The organism is Halorussus gelatinilyticus (assembly GCF_023238445.1).
In the GTDB taxonomy this organism is placed as follows: Archaea; Halobacteriota; Halobacteria; order Halobacteriales; family Haladaptataceae; genus Halorussus; species Halorussus gelatinilyticus.
On sequence record NZ_CP096658.1, the window covers coordinates 2,192,094 to 2,209,996 of the forward strand.

A 17,903-nucleotide genomic window follows, 5' to 3' on the forward strand; every position below is an offset into this window, starting at 1 on the left:
TGAGTGTCTTAGACGCTGTCCTCGATTTGCTTGAGCGTCTTCTTCAGACCCGTCATGGCCTTCTTCGGGGCCTTCTGACCGGCGACGGTGGCGTTGGCCGACTGTGCGATTTTGCTGCGCTCCTGTGGCCACACGACCGTCACCGGCCGGGGAATCGCGTTCTCGCCCGCGAGGCGGAACGTCTCCATGTGCCGCCCCATCACGGGGATGTTCTTCGCGGTGTCCGAGTCCAGCATCGACGGTCGCGGCGGCATCCAGCCGATCTCTTCGAGGAGGTTGAACTGGACCTGCTTGTTCGTCATCGCCTTGAGGACCTCCAGCGCGGCCTCCTTCTTCGTCGTGTTCGGGTTGACCGCGGTGTGCCACCCGCCGAGCGCGGCGGTCGTGCCGCCGGTCCCCTCGTACTTGGCGTTCTCCGGGGAGACGCCGTGCGGGATGGGCATGACGCCGAGGTCCTTCCCGAGATTGTCCTCCGAGCCGCTGATGTTGACGGCGTACGGCCAGTTACGGTGCATCACCGCGTTCCCGTTCGTGAACGGTTTGCGCGACGGCTCCTCGGACCACTGGAGGACGGCCTGCGGCGAGATGTTACCCGTGACGCCGTCGAGACCGTGTTTGTCGCTCTCGCCGTTGACGAAGGTCCGGAGCATGCGGAGCGAATCGACGACCGGTTTCTCGTCGACCGTGATGGGTCGGTCGCCGACCGGCCCGAACAGGTTGTCGAGACCGCCGAAGTAGGTACCGCCGTAGCTCGACAGGAACTCGTTGAAGGTACAGCACGACAGGCCCGCGTAGGACTTGAACTGGAACGTGAACCCGTAGTCCACGTCGCTCTGTTTTTTCACGTCGGCGGTAATCTTCGAGAAGCGCTCCCACGTCATCGAGGAGGTAGCCCATCCGGAGGTGTCGTATCCGGCGTCCTGCACGAGGTCCTTCCGATACTGCATCGTCGGGAAGTCGGGGTACATCGGGACCGCGAACAGGTCGTCGTTCGGACCCTTGGCGGTACCGACGCTCGCGTTGAAGTACTCGTCTTCGACCATCTTGGCCGTGTCCGGAATCTCCTCGCTCAGGTTGAGCAGTTGGTCGCGCACGATGAACGGGAGCGTCCAACCGTTGTCCATCATCAGCAGCGAGGGCTTCTTGCGACCCGAGGAGAGCCACTGGGTGTACTTGCTCTGTCGTTTGTTCGTTATGTCTGAGCCGGCGATAGGTTCGACTTCGATGTCCTTCGAGAGGCCGGCGTCGTGGAGCCACGAGTTGAACTTCGACTTGATTTCCTTCAGGTCGGCGTCCGTCGCGAGCTGGACCGTCGTCTTCCCACCGCCGTCGCCCGACGACGTGGTCGTCGCGGTCGAATCGCCACCGCCGCCGCCACCACCGGTACAACCGGCGAGGCTAGCGGCTGTGCCGGTCGCTCCGGCCGCTTGAACGAAGCGTCGTCGTGAAACTGAACTAACTGCTTTCTCGGATTGGTCGTCCGCCATAGGTAGAGTTAGACAAACATAGCCTATAAATAATTTTGGTGTTTTTACTACAAGTGTTGTAGCCCAATTAGTCGCACGTTATACACATTCGTCAAATAGACAACCCTTCGAACCGAAAGGGAATTTACAAAGATTCGAGCCGAGAAGGTTCGACTCCGATAATCGGGTTTGACGACGCTTTGGACCGCATACGACGCACGATCTCGCGGACGCCGCGTCGCGTGGGACTTCGCCGCGCGACCCGCGACCAATCCGACAATTGTTAAGACCGACCCGACCGTCGATCTACACAATGTTCGACGCCGACGACCTCGAAGAGATACGCGAGGCATGCGAGGAGTGGGACGAAGAGACGGTCGGTCCCACGGTCGAGCGGTTCGGCGAGCGCAAGGAGGAGTTCACCACCGACACGGGTGGGCAGGAGGTAAAGCGCATCTACACCCCCAACGACGTGGGCGACTTGGACTACGACGAGGACTTGGGATTCCCCGGCGAGGAACCCTACACCCGCGGCCCGTACTCCACGATGCACCGCGGGCGACTCTGGACGATGCGCCAGTACGCGGGGTTCGGGACGCCCGAGGAGACCAACGACCGGTTCCACTACCTCATCGAGAACGGGTCGTCGGGCCTCTCGATGGCGTTCGACCTGCCGACCCAGATGGGTTACGACTCCGACGCCGACATGGCCGCGGGCGAGGTCGGTAAATCGGGCGTCGCCATCGACTCGCTACACGACATGGAGACCGTCTTCGACGGCATCCCGCTGGACGAGGTGTCCACGTCGATGACCATCAACGCGCCCGCCTCGGTCCTGTTGGCGATGTACGTCGCGGTCGGCGACAAGCAGGGCGTCGATAGGGAGGAGCTTCGGGGGACCATCCAGAACGACCTGCTCAAGGAGTACATCGCGCGCAACACCTACATCTACCCGCCGGAACCCTCGATGCGCATCATCACCGACATCTTCGAGTTCTGCGCGGACGAGACGCCGAAGTTCAACACCATCTCCATCTCGGGCTATCACGTCCGCGAGGCGGGCGCGACTGCGGCCCAAGAGTTGGCGTTCACCCTCGGCAACGGCATCGAGTACGTCGAGGCCGCGATGGACGCCGGACTCGACGTGGACGACTTCGCGCCGCAGCTCTCCTTCTTCTTCAACGCCCACAACAACATTCTGGAGGAAGTGGCGAAGTTCCGCGCGGCCCGCCGGATGTGGGCTCAGATTATGGAGGAGCGATTCGGCGCGGAGAACCCCAAGTCGAAGCAACTCAAGTTCCACACCCAGACCGCCGGTTCGACCCTGACCGCCCAGCAGGTGGACAACAACATCGTCCGCGTGGCGTATCAGGCGCTCGCGGCGGTCCTCGGCGGGACCCAGAGCCTCCACACCAACGGGAAGGACGAGGCGCTCGCGCTCCCGACCGAGGAGAGCGTCCGGACCGCGCTGCGAACCCAGCAGATTCTGGCCCACGAGTCGGGCGCGGCCGACACCATCGACCCGCTGGCGGGGAGCTACTACGTCGAGAGCCTGACCGACGGCGTCGAGGAGGAGGCCTTCGACATCCTCGACACCGTAGACGAGAAGGGCGGCATGCTGCAGGCCATCGAGGACCAGTGGGTCCAGCGCCAGATTCAGGACGTGGCCTACGAGCGCCAGCGCGAAATCGAGGAGAAAGAGCGCGTCATCGTCGGCGTCAACGAGTTCGAGGTGGACGAGGAACCCGAGGTCGATATTCAGGAAGTGACCGAGGAGGACGAACAGCGCCAGATAGACCGCCTGAACGATGTCAAGGACGACCGCGACGACGAGGAAGTCGAGGCGAAACTCGACGCGCTCCGGGAGGCCGCCGAGGGCGACGACAACGTGATGCCCTACATCGTGGACGCGGTGAAGGCCTACGCGACCGTCGGCGAAATCTGCGGCGTGATGCGCGACGTGTTCGGGGAGTACCAGCCCGGCGCGGCGGTGTGAGCCGGTTCGCGGACACCTTTCGACCGACTTTCTGACTCCTCTCAGCCCGTCTCTCGCCGACCCGCCGCGCCGAGCGTCAATGCGTAGACCGGGAGCGCGGGGAGGACAGTCTCTATCGGACCGCGGTTGAACGTCTCGAACAGTTCCCGCAGCTCGCTCACCGCCTCGTCGTCCATCCCTCTCGCCCGGAGGTCGTCCGGCGAGAGCCGGGGCGGGTACGCGAGCGAATCGACGAACGCCGCGGTCTCGTCGCTCGACCGCTCGCAGGCCCGGTCGAACGCCGCCGACTCCAGCGTCGGTTCGAGGTCGTCCCACGCGGTCCGGAGGTACGGGGGCCACTGCGCGAGACACCGGTAGATGCTCGGCAGATTGTCGTCCAGTCCGTGGAACGTCCGGATTCGCTCGACGGTGTCGTCCAACTCGTCCGGGGGTGCGTCCACCATCGTCGGCGAGCGGCCGCGGCCACGGTCGAGCCACGAGGGCATCGGCTCGGTCGCCGCCGAGTCGTCGACCGGGGCTGACCCGACCGACCCGTCCTGTAACGACCGGTCGACTATCTCGAACAGGGCGGCGAGGCGCGGGGCGACCACGTCGAACGTCGCCACCTGCCCGCGAAGTTCCCGAAACTCGGCGGGTCGCAGGTCAAGGTCGGCGCGGCGGTAACGGGTAACCTCCGGGCCGTCACCGTCCGCGTGGCTGGTGGACTCCTCTATCGCCGAGAGGACCGCGTCGCGGTACACCACCGAGTACCGACCGAAGGCTCGCGTCTCGAACGCAGGTTTGACCTGCCCCCAGAGGTACCGGGTGAAATCGGGGTCGTTGGCCATCAGCGTTCGGAAAATCCAATTGACGACCGGGGCGCGGAACGTCGCCGTCACGTCCTCGTAGACGCCGCGTCGCCACCCCTCGGCCTCGTGTTCGTACAGTTGCTTGTCGGTGTCCATGCAGAGGGTGCGACTGGGCCGCCAATTAGTCTTTTCGCGCGGGTCCTCTCCGTCATCCGAAACTCGGCTTATCCCGGACTCGCCCGGTCAGGTCGAACGGGCCGATGTCAGAGCCACGCGACCAGTTCGTCCACGTCGTCCTCGGTGTTGAAGACGTGAACCGACGCCCGAACCGCGTTCTCCGGGAAGGGGAGCGACCGAATCCGGATTCCGTCCTCCGCCAACTCCTCGACGAACGCCTCGGAGTCGGGGTCCTCGACGGCGAAGGTCACCAGTCCCGACTCGTACTCGCGGGGACTGAGCAGGCGTGCGGTCTCGGAGTCCGCGATACCTTCTTTGAGCCGGTCGGTCAGGTCTTCGACGCGGCGCTGAATCGTCTCGTACCCCACGCTCTCGATGGTCTCGATAGCTTCCGACAGGCCCGCGTACGGCGCGGGCGAGACCGTCCCGACCTCCAGTCGGTGCGCGCCGGGTTCGTAGGCGTACTCCTCGGCGTTGGGGTCCTCGACGCTCCGGTAGCCGATGTGGGCCGGGTCGAGGCGGGTCTCTGCGCCCGGAGCGACGTGAACGAACCCCGCGCCGAAGGGGCCGAGCAACCACTTGTGGCCCGCGCCCGCGACGAAATCGGCACCCCACTCCCGGAGGTCGATGGGCATCTGACCGGGGCACTGCACGGCGTCCACGAGGACGAGCGCGTCGGCGTCGTGGGCCAGTTCCACGACCTTCGAGACCGGCAGGCGCGTGCCGTGGCTCCACGTCAGCGAACTCAGGCAGACGAGCTTCGCGTCGCGCACGGCGGATTTCATCTGGTCCATATCGAGGCGTCCGGCCTCGCTCCCGACCACTTCGACCTCGACGCCCCGACGCTTCAGGCGCTTCCACGGCAGGATGCCCGACGAGTGTTCGAGGTCGGTCCGGACCACGGTGTCGCCGGGGTCCCAGTCGAGGGCGGCCGCGACGCGGTTGATGCCGTCGGTCGTGCTCTGGGTGAGCGCGATCTCCTCGCTCCCCACGTCGAAGTGGTCGGCTATCGTCTCTCGCGTCTCGTCGAACACGTCGAACGCGGCGGGGTACATCCCTTCCGCGGCGGGCGCGTCGTACTCGTGGCGCTCGACGCAGGACTCGACGGCTTCGACCACGTTGGTCGGACTCGGTCCCGCGGCCCCAGTGTTCATGTACGTCGTGCGGTCGAGCGCGGGCATCGCGGCCCTGAGTTCGGTCGGAGTCACGGCTTCTCCCACGGCGGACAGTCGGATAAGCGCTGCCGATAACCAACTCTACATTTGGAAAAGATTGCTATAAAAACTTCTAGAGGCGATATATCTGTCTCAGGACTGCCTATAAATGAGATTCCGCTGAATCTCGTTGGCCCCTTCGTAGACCACCGGGATGCGAACGTCGCGGTAGACCCGCGCGATGCGCCGGTCGGTCAGAATCGAGCGCCCGCCGTGGAACTGCATCCCCTGCTCGGCGCAGTCGGTCGCGACCTCGGTCGCCTTCGTCTTCGCCATCGCGGCCCACAGTCCCGCGTCGTCGCCGTCGCGGACCTTCTCGGCGGCGCGGTAGGTCAGCGCGCGGGCCGACTCGAACTCCATGCGCATGTCGGCGAGGCCGTGCTGGACCGCCTGAAAGTCCGCGATGGTGCGTCCGAACTCCTCGCGGCCGTGGACGAACTCCCACGCCTCCTCGATGGCGGCCGCGGCGAGACCGAGGCCGTGCCCGGCCACGACCGTCCGGCCGTGGTTGAAGAACTCCGCGAGGAGCATGAAGCCGGCGCCCTCGTAGCCCACCAGATTCTCGTCGGGAATCCGGCAGTCGTCGAAGACGATGTGGGCCTGCTTGCTCGCGCGCATCCCCATCTTCTCGGGGATGTGTTCGGCGTCGTACCCCTCGGTGTCCGTGGGCACGATGAACAGCGAGTGGTTGCCGTAGCGGTTGTCCTCGTCGTCGCCGGTCCGGGCGTAGACGGTCAGCCAGTCGCCCTCGACGCCGTTTCCGATCCAGTACTTCTCGCCGTTCAGCACCCACTCGCCGGTCTCCTCGTCCTTCTCCGCCGTCGTCTGCATCCCCGACAGGTCGCTCCCCGTGTCGGGTTCCGAGACGGCGAGGCCGGTTATCTGGTCGCCCTCGGCGACCGGGCGCAGGTACTCCTCTTTCTGGTCGTCGGTCCCGTGGGCCTCCACGATTTCCGCGCCGAAACTGGCGAGTTGGAGCGTGAGCGCGATGCCGGCGTCCGCGCGGAACCACTCCTCGGCGACGGCGAGCATCTGCACCACGTCGAAGCCGCGGCCGCCCAAGTCCTCGCCGAGGTCTTGCGCGACGAGTCCGGCGTCCTGTCCGGCTTCGAGGATGTCCTCGGGGTACGTCGCCTCGCGGAAGTACTCCTCGGCGTTGGGTGCGATGTACTCCTCGGCGAACTCTCGGGCTTCGTGCTTGACGTCGCGGGCGTACTCCGGAACGATGTCGTCTGCGAGGAGTTCCATACGGAGTGCAAGGACTGTACGGGGTTATATTTCGGGGCTGTCGGGTGGTACGGTTTCACAGAACCGGCGGAGTAGCGAGAAATCGCAGACTCACTCCTCGGTGCAACCGGAGAGTCGGCAGGAAGCTAGCTTCAGGCGAGACGCGTCGCGTCTCGCCGCCTCGTCTCCCTTACTCCTCGTCCGGCGCGGCTTCCTCGGGCACGCGGCCCTCGACCAGCGATTCGTCGCTGTACTCCTCGCGCAGAACCTTCTTGTCGAACTTCCCGGTCGCGGTCTTGGGCACCTCGTCGATGAAGACGAGTTCGTCGGGCGTCCACCAGCGCGGGTACTCGGCCTCGATGTCGGCCAAGATTTCCTCGCGCAGGGCTTCCTCGTCGGCCCCTTCGACGGGGACGACGAAGGCGACGGGGCGCTCCTGCCAGCGCTCGTGGGGCACGCCGATGACCGTCGCCTCGGACACGTCGTCGTGGGCCATCAGCGCGTTTTCGAGTTCGAGCGAGGAGATCCACTCCCCGCCGCTCTTGATGACGTCCTTCGCTCGGTCCACGATTTTGATGTAGCCGTCCGTATCGACCGTCACCACGTCGCCGGTCTTGAGCCACCCGTCCTCGAACTCCTCCTCGTTGGCTTCCGGGCGCTCGAAGTACGATTGGGTCACCCACGGACCCCGGATGTAGAGTTCGCCGAAGTCCTCGCCGTTCCACGGCACCTCGTTGCCGTCGTCCTCCACGACCTTGAACTCCAAGCCGGGCACGATGAGGCCCTGCTTGCCGCGCTTCTCGTAGCGAGCGTCGGCGTCCCAGTCCTCCATGCCGGCCTTGAGGTGCGAGACGCTCCCGATGGGAGCGGTCTCGGTCATGCCCCACGCGTGAAGCACGTCCACGTCGTACTCCTCGTCGAAGCGCCGGATGACCGCCTCGGGCGCGGCGCTCCCGCCGATGACGATGGTCTCCAGCGACGAGAGGTCGGCGTCGTTCTCGTCCAGATACTCCAGCAGACCGAGCCACACCGTGGGTACGCCCGCGGTGAACGTGACGCCCTCCTCCTCGATGAGCGTCGCCAAGTCCGCCGGTTCGGGTGCCGGGCCGGGGTAGACGTGCTTGGCTCCCGCCGCGGTCGCGGAGTAGGGCATCCCCCACGCGTTGACGTGGAACATCGGCACGACCGGCATGATGACGTCCGACTCGTCGAATTCGAGACCTTGAGGCGTCAGCGTCGCCATCGTGTGCGACCAGAGCATCTGCTGGGTGTACTCGACGCCCTTCGGCTTGCCGGTCGTCCCGGAGGTGTAGCACATCCCGGCCTTCGTGTCGGCCGAGAGGTCCGGCCAGTCGTACTCCGTGGATTCGTCACCGACGAACGACTCGTAGTCCGTAATCGGTTCGAGCGACGTGTCAGGCACCTCCTCGCCCATCACGACGAACTGCTCGACGGCCTCGAAGGCCTCGGAGTCGGCGGGACCCTCTAACTTCTCCACCAGAGAGGGGTCCACGAAGATGAGCCGGTCGTCCGCGTTCTCCACGATGTACTCGATGTGATGGTCGGGAAGGAGCGGGTTGATGGTGTGCAGTTGCGCGCCGGAGTTGGGTACGCCGAAGTACGTCTCGAAGTGGCGGTGGTGGTTCCAACAGAACGTCGCTACCCGGTCGCCCGACGCGACGCCCGCCGAGTCGAGCGCGTTCGCTAACTTGCCGGTCCGGTCCTCGAACTCGGCGTAGTCGTATCGCTCGATTCCTCGTCCGGTCCGAGAGACGATTTCGGTGTCCGGGTACATCTTGGCCGCGCGCCAGAGAAACGGTCGAAGCGTGGGGTCAGTTCCGCCCATACACCTCGTCCGTACTTCGATACCTTATGGCTTGTTACAATATCTCAACCAAAGTCTCGGAAATCAGAATCGTTAACCGCAGGGTGTAGCAACCAACAGATAGTCGTGACAGAGGGCGAGTCGTTCCGCGTCGATATGCACGTCAAGGTGCTGGACCAGCGAGTCGTCGAACGAGCGAAGGCCCGCGGACTGGACGCGCTGGTCTACGCGCCCCACTTCGAGCGCCTGCCGAGCGTCCGCGAGGCGGCCGCCCGGTACTCCGACGACGACCTGCTCGTCGTCCCCGCCCGCGAGGTGTTCACCGGGACGTGGCAGAACCGCAAGCACCTGCTGGCGCTCGGCCTCGACGACCTGGTGCCCGACTTCATACCTCTCGACGCCGCGCTCGACGAGTTCGACCGGCAGGACGCCGCCGTCCTCGCGCCTCACCCCGAATTCCTCAACGTCAGCGTCTCGCGCGAGGACCTCGCGGCCTACGCCGACCGCATCGACGCGGTCGAGACCTACAACCCGAAACACTGGCCGCACCACAACCAGCGCGCCCGCGAAATCGCGGCCGAGTTCGACCTCCCGTCGTTCACCTCGTCGTACGCTCACCTCCGGACCTCCGTCGGCGAGGCGTGGACCGAGTTCGACCGGGCGCTCGACTCGGCGGGCGAACTGGTCGCCGCGCTCAAAGAGGGCGTTCCGCGCAGAATCGTCCGCCGATCGGGGTGGCGCCACGAACTCCGCTGTGCCGCGGAGTTCGCCCACCTCGGCTGGGAGAACTCCTACGAGAAGATAGACCGCCTCTTCCTCTCGGGGACGGAACCGACCCACCCCGACCACATCGCCTACGACGACCGCTTCGAGGGCGTCTACTAAACTCCCCCGACCGTCGTCGGTCGCTACACCAACCCGCTCACGGTCGCCGAGAGGTCCTGAATCGGAAGTTGCAGGTGGACGACTGCGGCGACGAGCGCGACCTCCAGAACCGAGATGGCGACCGTGACGATGCCGGCGCGCTCGCTGGAGACCGCGACGCCGACCGGCAGGCCGTACTCCTTCGTGTAGGGGTAGAACAGCGCGATGCCGCGCTTGCTCCCCACCACGTCCAGCACGTAGTGAGTCGCCACGCCTATCCAGACGAAGTGGAGGTTGTTGAAGAACACCGTGTAGCCGTAGATTATCGCCAGCACGGGCAGGTTGTGGAGCGTCTTGCGGTGCTTGCCGAACGCGGTGTCCACGTCCGGGAACAGCGCCCCGAGGATTATCGGCACGGACATCTCGGCGATGGCCCGGAACGTCGGCACGTCGCCCGCGGGATAGAAGACGTACCCCAACCCGATACTCAACAGCACGGCGTTCAGAACGTGTCCCTCCTTGTTCATGGCTTGTCCTCGGTCACGTCCGACTGTTCGCTGGCGGTGACTCAAACGTTTCCGTCGAGTGTCTGACGCCCGTCTTGCGCTCGACTCGACCGACCCACGGCGAACGCTCTGCGACGCCAACCACCAGCAGACGCTCGGTGACGCAGACCACCAGCGAACGCTCGGCGAAACACAGAACTCGTCTGGGTGGACTGAAAGGGGCCGCGCGGTCGCGGTCACGCGAGCGAAGCGAACGAGATCCTCGAGAATCGGAGATTTTCGGGCTGTGGCGAATCTTCGATTCGCAACACCTCGGAAGACGCACGCCTGCGTGGTTCGAGAGCAACGCTCTCGTCATCCCGGAAATCGAAGATTTCCGGAGACAACGGAGTGAGCAGGAACGTCTTCCGGTGGCGAGCGCGCGGGGGCTTTCTACAACGTTCCAGTCCCTCGTCTCTCTCGATTCCTACTCGCCTCGATTGAAACACAGAACGTACCAACTACTCGGATTCCACTTCACCCAGCACGTCGAGAAGCGCCTGCCGAGCGATTTGGGCTTTAATCGCCGCCCTGTCGCCGTCGAACTCGTAGCGCGAGACCGCGCTGTAGGACTCCTGCGTGCCCCAGTCGCCGGCGTAGGCCACGCCCACGAACACCGTGCCGACCGGTTTCTCGTCGCTCCCGCCGGTCGGTCCGGCGATGCCGGTGGTCGCCACGCCCCACGTCGTTCCGGCGGCGTCGCGGACCCCGCGGGCCATCTGGCGCGCGACCGGTTCGCTGACCGCGCCGTGCTCGTCCAGTTCTTCGCGGGCGACGCCGAGGTCCTGCAACTTGGCGTCGTAGGAGTAGGTCACGAACCCGCGGTCGAAGTAGTCGCTCGACCCCGGCACGTCGGTCAGCATCGACCCGACGAGTCCGCCCGTGCAGGACTCGGCGACGGCGACGGTCTGGTCGCGCTCGCGCAGGGCGTCTCCGATGCGCTCCTCGACTGGTGGCTGGTCGGCCTCCTCGCTCATACGGGAACCGAGGGCGCCCACTCGAAAGAAGGCAGCGGGAGACGCGAGCGTCCGGCCCGAGAGCGCGTTTCCGAAGGTTTCTCGACGCCGAGCACCGACGAGACGCACATGCAGTACCACGTGGACGGCGAGTTGGTGCCCGTCGAGGAGGCCACTGTCAGCGTCCGGAACCGCGGATTCATGTACGGTGACGCCGCGTTCGAGACCGTTCGAGTCTACGGCGGCGAGGTCTTCGAGTGGCGGGCCCACGCCGACCGACTCCGCCGGACCTGCGACGCGCTCGCGCTCGACCACGGTCTCTCGGACGACGAGTTGCGGGACCGAATCCGCGAGACGCTCCGGGCGAACGACCTCGACGACGCCTACGTCAAACTCTCCGTCTCGCGGGGCGTCCAACCCGGCAAACTCTCGCCCGGCCCGGTCGAGGACCCCACCGTGGTCGTCTACGTCGCCGACCTCCCGCGCGGCGGGCGACCGGACCGGGGCAAGGAACCGGTCTGGGACGGCCCGGCGACCGCCGCGGTGGTCGAGACCCGCCGGATTCCCGACGCCGCGCTCCCGGCCCACGCCAAGACTCACAACTACCTGAACGGGATTCTCGCGCGACTCGAACTCGGCGACGAGGTTGACGAAGCGGTCGTGCTCGACTCGGACGGCAACCTTGCGGAGGGCGCGACCAGTAACCTGTTCTTCGTGCGCGACGGCGTCCTGCACACGCCGAGCCTCGACGGGCCGATTCTGCCGGGCGTGACGCGCCGAGTCGTCCTCGAACTCGCCGAGTCGAAGGGGATTCCCGTCGAAGAAGGCACCTACGACCCGGCCGACCTCCGGAGCGCGGACGAGGCGTTCCTGACGAACTCGACGTGGGAGCTTCGGCCGCTCGCGGCGGTCGAAGGGACGGACGGCGAGTCGGGAGACGATTCCGCCGAACTCGGCGCGGGACCCGTCACCGAGCGACTCACCGACGCCTTCGACGCGCGAGTCGAGAGCGAACACTACGAGTGAGGAAGTACCGGGGCGGGACGAGACGTGCCGGGCCGGGTCAGAGGTAGTCGAACTCGCGGCCGGCGTCGGTCCCGTAGCCCTCTCGCTCGTGTGCCCACTCGAAGGGGTGTTCGTCGCGGCGCTCGGCGAGGAACTCCACGATTCGGTCGGCCACGTCGTTTCCGTAGAGGTTCGGTCCCGCGGCCATCCGTCGGCGGGTCTCGTCGTCCTCGTAGACGTGTTCGACCATCTCGCGTACGAAGCGCCCCGAAATCGGCGGGACGAGCAGGTTGGTGTTCGCGTCGAAGACCGTCTCGGGTCGGTCGGTGTTGAACCGCAGGGTGAAACACAGCGCCTCGTCGATGTGGTTCAACTCCTCTTGCATGCTCCCGGAGTCGGTCACCTCGGCGAAACACTGACCGGATTCGAGGAACTCGTAGACGTGGGCGTGCTTCTTCCAGAGGCCGGTGAACAGGAAGTTGTCGTTCCCGTCGGCGAGTTCGAGGAGTTTCTCGCGGAGACCGTACTCCCGGAGTGCGACCTCGGTCGCGTTCAGTTCCACGAAGTTGACGTTGTGGCCGTCCTCCACGAGACCGACCACCGCGTCCACGATACTCTCGAAGCGCTCGGGCAGGAGGTTCGCCCGCCTGTGTACGTCCACCCGAATCCAGTCGTCGCGCTCCTCCAGTACGGGGTACACGTCGAAGACGCTCTCGTCTACGTCGGCGTCTTTCTTCATCTCGATGGCGTCCACTACGGAGTTGCCGACGACCGGAATTCGCTCGCGGCCCGCGACCGACTCGGGGTACCCCTCGTCGCGGAGGTGGTCGCGGTTGAGTTCGGTCGGCGCGAAGTGGTAGAGCGAGGCCGCCGACCCGACGAACGTGTCGTACTGCTCGGGGAACGGTTCGGCGCGGTTGCGCTCCCACTCGCCGTCCCACTGCCGGGCGACGACGGTCGCGGGGTCGGCGTCCGCGTCGAGCGAAACGGGTGCCATCCCGCGGAGTCCCGCCTCGTTGTGGGCGACGCGCTGGTTCGTGGCGAACAGCCACGCCTGCGGGACGACCCCCGCCGCCAGCGTGTCGCCGTGGACTATCGGCAGGACGGTCGTGTCGGGATAGCGGTCGTCCAGCACCTCCGCGAATCGCTTTATCCGGGTCATGACCTGCGCGGTCTTCTCCGAGAGGTCGCCGCGAATCCCGAGGTCCACGGCGACGCGCTCCTCGATGCCGTACTCCGCGAGACCGTGACCCAGCAAGTCGTCGTAGTGCTGGCCCGTGTGCAGGACGAAACACGGCAGGTCGCGCTCGTCGGCCGCGGGGACCAGCGGCGCTTGCTTGTAGAAGTCCGGTTTGGTGGCGGTCACGACAGCCAGAGCGTAGTCGCCCCGCTCCATCTGGGTGGCGAGGCGGTCGTCGTGTATCTCCATCTCCGTCGGTTCGCTCATCGTGTCAGACGTTCAGACGACCCCGGTTAGTAGCTTCTCATCTCCGAACGGAAGCGTTCTTGAGTACCGACCGACTACCGGCGAGTCGATGGACGAGGACAGCGCGATTTCGGACGTGACCGAGGTCCCCGCCGACTCGACGCTCCTGTTCACTGTCCGGGACGGCTTGGACGAGCGCGAGGCTATCCTGACGAGAAACAGCGAGGGCGAGGTGACTGCATTCGAGAACTACTGCCAGCACTGGACCGACGTGCGACTCGACAGGGGGAGCGGCGCGACCAAGCGCGACGGCGAACTTGTTTGTGGCAAGCACGGCGCGCTCTTCGAGGCAGATTCGGGCTGTTGCACCTACGGTCCCTGCGAGGGCGCGGTCCTCGAAGAGGTCGCGGTGGCCGTCGAGAACGGCACGGTCTATCTCACCGACGACGACTACGAGTTCGTGGAACTCGGCTCCACCAAGGAGTACGACCTGTCCTCGAACCGCTCCTTGGGTTTCGATTGAAACTTTTGTTGCTGGAGAAATCGCGGCGAAACCGCGGTTTCTCCCTGACAAACTTTTACGAAAATCGCCGTCAGAGCGAAGCTCTGACGAGCAGTCGGTGACTCGGTTCCCGGTGACACTGCGGTCACTTCGGTTTCTCGCTTACGGTCGGAACGCCGGTACTCACGGCACCCAAACCGCGCCAGCGCCGCAAACCACAACAGCGCCGCAAACCACAACAGCGCCGCAAACCACAACAGCGCCGCAAACCGCGCCAGCGCCGTAACTGTAACCTCTTCACCCGATTCTGAATTCGGGTTCCTCGATGGCCTCGTTCTTGCAGTCGGGGCACCGCGACGGGCGGTTAGCCGGGTCGTCGAAGTCGCTGAAACCGCACTCCCGACACTCCGGGGGCGCGACAAGCAGTTGCTCGTCGTCGCCGGCCGACAGCGACTGCGCGACGTGGCGGACGTGGTCGATGGCGGCGCTCGCGGTCACGTCGAACTCGACGGCCAGCGCGCTCGGCGAGGCGGCCGTCTCGCGGAGGTGGGCGGCGATTCGCTCGCGGGTGGTCTCGTCGGCCTCACGCATGCAGTTGCGTCGCCGCTGGTCGAATATAACCCTTTCCCGCGGGGGTGGCTTTATGTACTCGGGGTGACTAATTTCCTGCGGACTGCCGCATGAGTGAACCTGACACACGAACGCCGCTCCCCGAGTACACTCGGCAACTGGAGGCTATCGTCGAGAGCAGTACCGACGCCATCCTCGTCAAGGACGTCGAGGGGCGGTACCGGTTCGCCAACGAGGCCGCGGCGGAGTTCCTCGGTCGCGACGCCGACGACCTGATCGGCAAGACCGACCGCGAACTCTTCGGCGAGGAGACCGCCGCGGAACTTCGGGACCACGAACGCACCGTCCTCGACGGCGAGGAGACCGCAACCTTCGAGGAGTCGCTTCCGATGGACGACGGCGAGCGCGTCTTCGAGACGACGTGTTCACCGTACTACGACCGCGAGGGCGACCTCGCCGGGACCGTCTCCATCTGCCGGGACGTGACCGAGCGGACGGTCCGCGAGCGCACGCTCGAAGACCAGCGCGACGAGTTGGCGACCCTCGACCGCATCAACGAGGTCTCTCAGGGGATAATCCGGGCGCTCATCGGCGAACCCGGCCGCGAGGAGATAGCACAGGCGGTCTGTGACCGGCTCGTGGAGACCGAACTCTACCAGACGGCGTGGGTCGGCGAACCCGACCCCGCCAACGAGAAGATGGCCGACGTCGTCGGCGCGGGACTGAACGACGAGATTCGCTCGCTCGTCGAGATAATCGACGCGAGCGAGGGGAGCGGCGAACCCGCGGCCATCGCCTACCACGAGGGCGAACCGCAGGTCATCGACGACGTGGAAAACGACGAGACGCTCCCGCCGGAGATGCAGCGAGGCCTGCTCGACCTCGGCTACTACTCGGGCATCATCGTCCCGATTCGGTACGGCGACACGACCTACGGTCTGCTCGGCGTCGGAACCGAACGCAGGTCGGCGTTCAGCCAGCGCGAGGTGGACGCCTTCGACGTGTTGGGCGACGTCATCGGTTTCGCCATCGGCGCGGTCAAACACCGACGACTCGCGCTGTCGGACACGGTGGTCGAACTCACCTTCCGACTCACCGACAGCGACTCCTTCTACGTCGCCGCCTCCGAGCAGTTGGGCTGTACCCTCCGACTCGAAGGCATGGCCGCGGGTCCCGACGGGAGCCTCCTGTTCTACGACGCGGTTTCCGGCGTGGACTCCGAGGCCGTCTTCGAGTTCGCCGAGGACTGGGACGCCATCGAGAACGTCCGCCTCGTCAGCGACCACGGCGACGAGGCGCTGTTCGAGTTCACGGTCACGGGGTCGTCGGTCGTGCTGACCCTCTCGGAGTTCGGCGCGAAGACCAAAGACGCGACCAGCGAAGGCGGCGAGGCGACCGTCGTCGCGGAACTCCCCTCGGACGCCGACGTTCGGAGCGTGGTCGAGCGCGTCCGGGCGAAGTACCCCGGCGCCGAACTCGTCGCCAAGCGCGAGACCGAACGGGACTTCCAGTCGGCCCGCGAGTTCCGGCGGGACTTCGACCAGCGACTCACCGACGCACAGCGGACCGCGCTCCGGGCCTCCTACTTCGCGGGCTACTACGAGTGGCCCCGCGACAGCACCGCCGAGGACGTGGCCGAAGCGCTCGGCGTCTCATCGCCGACGTTCCACCAGCACATCCGGAAGGCGCAGCGCGAACTCCTCGGCGCGTTCTTCGACCGAAACGGCGACCGACCCTAGCTGTTTAGGTCCACTGTTCTTTGTGGTCGGGTAGAAAGTATTCGTCGGCGCGCCGCAACATGAGTAACGAACACGCATCGACGGGAGGAGAGGGGGCAACGATGGACGGGAACCCGTCCGTTTCCGACCAGCAAACAGTAGTCGCGGACTTGGACGAACTTTTCGAAGTCCTCGCGGACGGGAACCGTCGTCGGCTCCTCGGCTACTTCGACGACAACGCCGACGACGTTGCGGCGTTTTCTGACCTCGTCGAACACGTCGCCGACGAGTCAGTCGCGGTATCGAACGACGACCACAAGCGAGTCGCAGTGAAGCTCCATCACACTCATCTGCCGAAGTTGGAGGACGCGAACCTCGTGGAGTACGACCCGCGAAGCGAGACGGTCCGATACCGAGGCGGCCCGGCCGTCGGCGAGTGGGTCGAGATGGCCCGCGCCTACGAGTCGGGGTCGGACCACTCGTAACTGATTCTACCACCGCCGTTTGCCGTCGGACGACCGAACCCGGGTTCCGCCTGCCAAGACCGCGTTCCGCCTGTCGGGACCGACCGTTCCCGACGCCAGCGGCGACCAATCGCGGAAATGAAAAAGGACTTACCGCGCGGGGCCGACGCTCGTCGTATGAAAGCCGTCGTTCTTGCGGGCGGGTACGCGACGCGACTCTGGCCGATTACGAAGCACCGCCCCAAGATGTTCCTGCCGGTCGGTGACTCGACGGTCATCGACCAGATATTCGCAGAACTGGAAGCCGACGACCGCATCGACGAGGTGTACGTCTCTACCAACGAGCGGTTCGCCGAGGACTTCCGGGACCACCTCGCGGAAAGCGAGTTCGACAAGCCGCGCCTCACGGTCGAGGACACGACCGAGGAGGACGAGAAGTTCGGCGTCGTCGGCGCGCTCGCCCAACTGTTCGACCGCGAGGACATCACCGAGGACACCCTCGTCATCGCGGGCGACAACCTCATCAGTTTCGGCGTCAGCGACTTCGTGGACTTCTTCCAAGAGAAGGATTCGCCGACGCTCGCGGCCTACGACGTCGGGTCGCGCGAGCGGGCCAAGTCCTACGGACTGGTCGAACTCGACGGCGACGAGGTCGTGGACTTCCAAGAGAAGCCCGACGACCCCAAGAGCACGCTGGTCTCCATCGCCTGCTACGCCTTCACCGCCGAGACCATCCCGCTGCTGGAGGAGTACCTCGAAAGCGGCAACAACCCCGACGAACCGGGCTGGTTCGTGCAGTGGCTCCAACAGCGCGATTCGGTGTACGCCTACACCTTCGACGAGGCGTGGTTCGACATCGGGACGCCCGAGAGCTATCTGGAGGCGGTCGGCTGGAAACTCGACGGCGAGAACCAGATTGCCGACTCCGCGACGGTCGAGAACACGACGCTCGGCGACAACGTCCACGTCATGCCGCGCGCGGAGGTCGTCAATTCGAGCGTCAACAACTCCATCGTCTTCCCGAACGCGACGATTCGGGACTGCGACATCCGCGACTCCATCATCGACGAGAAGACCCGCGTCGAGAACATGGATTTGGCGGGCGCGCTCATCGGCGCGCACACACAGATTCTGAACGGGGAGTAGAACGCTCTTTCCCT

At 65.5% G+C, this 17,903-nt stretch carries 16 protein-coding genes; 7 read left to right on the top strand and 9 right to left on the bottom strand.

Annotated features, from left to right (window positions below):
- Positions 1 to 8: 8 nt before the first annotated feature.
- Positions 9 to 1,487 carry an extracellular solute-binding protein gene (locus tag M0R88_RS11240; RefSeq protein ID WP_248653602.1) on the bottom strand — a complete coding sequence of 493 codons (1,479 nt, stop codon included), beginning with the start codon at positions 1,485 to 1,487 and terminating at the stop codon, positions 9 to 11.
- A 292-nt stretch (positions 1,488 to 1,779) separates the two neighbouring features.
- On the opposite strand from M0R88_RS11240, the gene M0R88_RS11245 reads away from it, so the two are divergent.
- Entirely contained in the window at positions 1,780 to 3,462 is a 1,683-nt protein-coding gene (locus tag M0R88_RS11245; RefSeq protein WP_248653603.1) for an acyl-CoA mutase large subunit family protein, read from the top strand.
- 41 nt (positions 3,463 to 3,503) lie between these two features.
- Here the strand turns inward: M0R88_RS11245 and M0R88_RS11250 are convergent, their stop codons facing one another.
- The 4 genes from M0R88_RS11250 to M0R88_RS11265 form a co-directional block, all read right to left on the bottom strand.
- Positions 3,504 to 4,406 (bottom strand): halocarboxylic acid dehydrogenase DehI family protein, encoded by a 903-nt coding sequence (locus M0R88_RS11250; protein ID WP_248653604.1) that lies wholly within the window; start codon positions 4,404 to 4,406, stop codon positions 3,504 to 3,506.
- A 107-nt stretch (positions 4,407 to 4,513) separates the two neighbouring features.
- Entirely contained in the window at positions 4,514 to 5,635 is a 1,122-nt protein-coding gene (locus M0R88_RS11255) for an aminotransferase class V-fold PLP-dependent enzyme (protein WP_248653605.1), read from the bottom strand.
- A gap of 99 nt (positions 5,636 to 5,734) precedes the next feature.
- Positions 5,735 to 6,889 carry an acyl-CoA dehydrogenase family protein gene (locus M0R88_RS11260; protein ID WP_248653606.1) on the bottom strand — a complete coding sequence of 385 codons (1,155 nt, stop codon included), beginning with the start codon at positions 6,887 to 6,889 and terminating at the stop codon, positions 5,735 to 5,737.
- Between the two features lie 169 nt (positions 6,890 to 7,058).
- Complete coding sequence (locus tag M0R88_RS11265) at positions 7,059 to 8,714, bottom strand: long-chain fatty acid--CoA ligase (RefSeq protein ID WP_248653607.1); 1,656 nt, start codon at positions 8,712 to 8,714, stop codon at positions 7,059 to 7,061.
- Positions 8,715 to 8,849: 135 nt separating this feature from the next.
- On the opposite strand from M0R88_RS11265, the gene M0R88_RS11270 reads away from it, so the two are divergent.
- Positions 8,850 to 9,578: a PHP-associated domain-containing protein gene (locus tag M0R88_RS11270; protein ID WP_438267210.1), complete on the top strand. Its 729-nt coding sequence runs from the start codon at positions 8,850 to 8,852 to the stop codon at positions 9,576 to 9,578.
- 23 nt (positions 9,579 to 9,601) lie between these two features.
- Here M0R88_RS11270 and M0R88_RS11275 read toward each other — a convergent pair whose 3' ends face one another.
- A complete protein-coding gene (locus M0R88_RS11275; protein WP_248653609.1) occupies positions 9,602 to 10,084 on the bottom strand; it encodes a metal-dependent hydrolase in 483 nt (160 codons plus the stop codon).
- Between the two features lie 479 nt (positions 10,085 to 10,563).
- Entirely contained in the window at positions 10,564 to 11,079 is a 516-nt protein-coding gene (locus tag M0R88_RS11280; protein ID WP_248653610.1) for a CinA family protein, read from the bottom strand.
- Positions 11,080 to 11,187: 108 nt separating this feature from the next.
- Here M0R88_RS11280 and M0R88_RS11285 point away from each other — a divergent pair, with 108 nt between their 5' ends.
- Positions 11,188 to 12,084: an aminotransferase class IV gene (locus M0R88_RS11285; protein WP_248653611.1), complete on the top strand. Its 897-nt coding sequence runs from the start codon at positions 11,188 to 11,190 to the stop codon at positions 12,082 to 12,084.
- 37 nt (positions 12,085 to 12,121) lie between these two features.
- Here the strand turns inward: M0R88_RS11285 and M0R88_RS11290 are convergent, their stop codons facing one another.
- Positions 12,122 to 13,510, bottom strand: coding sequence for a UDP-N-acetyl glucosamine 2-epimerase (locus M0R88_RS11290; protein ID WP_248653612.1), 1,389 nt, complete (start codon positions 13,508 to 13,510; stop codon positions 12,122 to 12,124).
- A gap of 88 nt (positions 13,511 to 13,598) precedes the next feature.
- On the opposite strand from M0R88_RS11290, the gene M0R88_RS11295 reads away from it, so the two are divergent.
- Positions 13,599 to 14,012, top strand: a complete 414-nt coding sequence (locus M0R88_RS11295) for a Rieske (2Fe-2S) protein (RefSeq protein WP_248653613.1) — start codon at positions 13,599 to 13,601, stop codon at positions 14,010 to 14,012.
- Positions 14,013 to 14,288: 276 nt separating this feature from the next.
- Here the strand turns inward: M0R88_RS11295 and M0R88_RS11300 are convergent, their stop codons facing one another.
- The gene (locus tag M0R88_RS11300; RefSeq protein ID WP_248653614.1) at positions 14,289 to 14,582 is read right to left on the bottom strand and encodes a transcriptional regulator; all 294 of its coding nucleotides are present in this window, start codon (positions 14,580 to 14,582) and stop codon (positions 14,289 to 14,291) included.
- A gap of 89 nt (positions 14,583 to 14,671) precedes the next feature.
- Between M0R88_RS11300 and M0R88_RS11305 the strand changes: the two genes are divergently transcribed.
- From M0R88_RS11305 to M0R88_RS11315, 3 genes are all read left to right on the top strand, one after another.
- Positions 14,672 to 16,300 (top strand): bacterio-opsin activator domain-containing protein, encoded by a 1,629-nt coding sequence (locus tag M0R88_RS11305; RefSeq protein WP_248653615.1) that lies wholly within the window; start codon positions 14,672 to 14,674, stop codon positions 16,298 to 16,300.
- Positions 16,301 to 16,401: 101 nt separating this feature from the next.
- Complete coding sequence (locus M0R88_RS11310; protein ID WP_248653616.1) at positions 16,402 to 16,764, top strand: DUF7344 domain-containing protein; 363 nt, start codon at positions 16,402 to 16,404, stop codon at positions 16,762 to 16,764.
- A gap of 156 nt (positions 16,765 to 16,920) precedes the next feature.
- Entirely contained in the window at positions 16,921 to 17,889 is a 969-nt protein-coding gene (locus M0R88_RS11315; protein WP_248653617.1) for a nucleotidyltransferase family protein, read from the top strand.
- Positions 17,890 to 17,903: the final 14 nt, after the last annotated feature.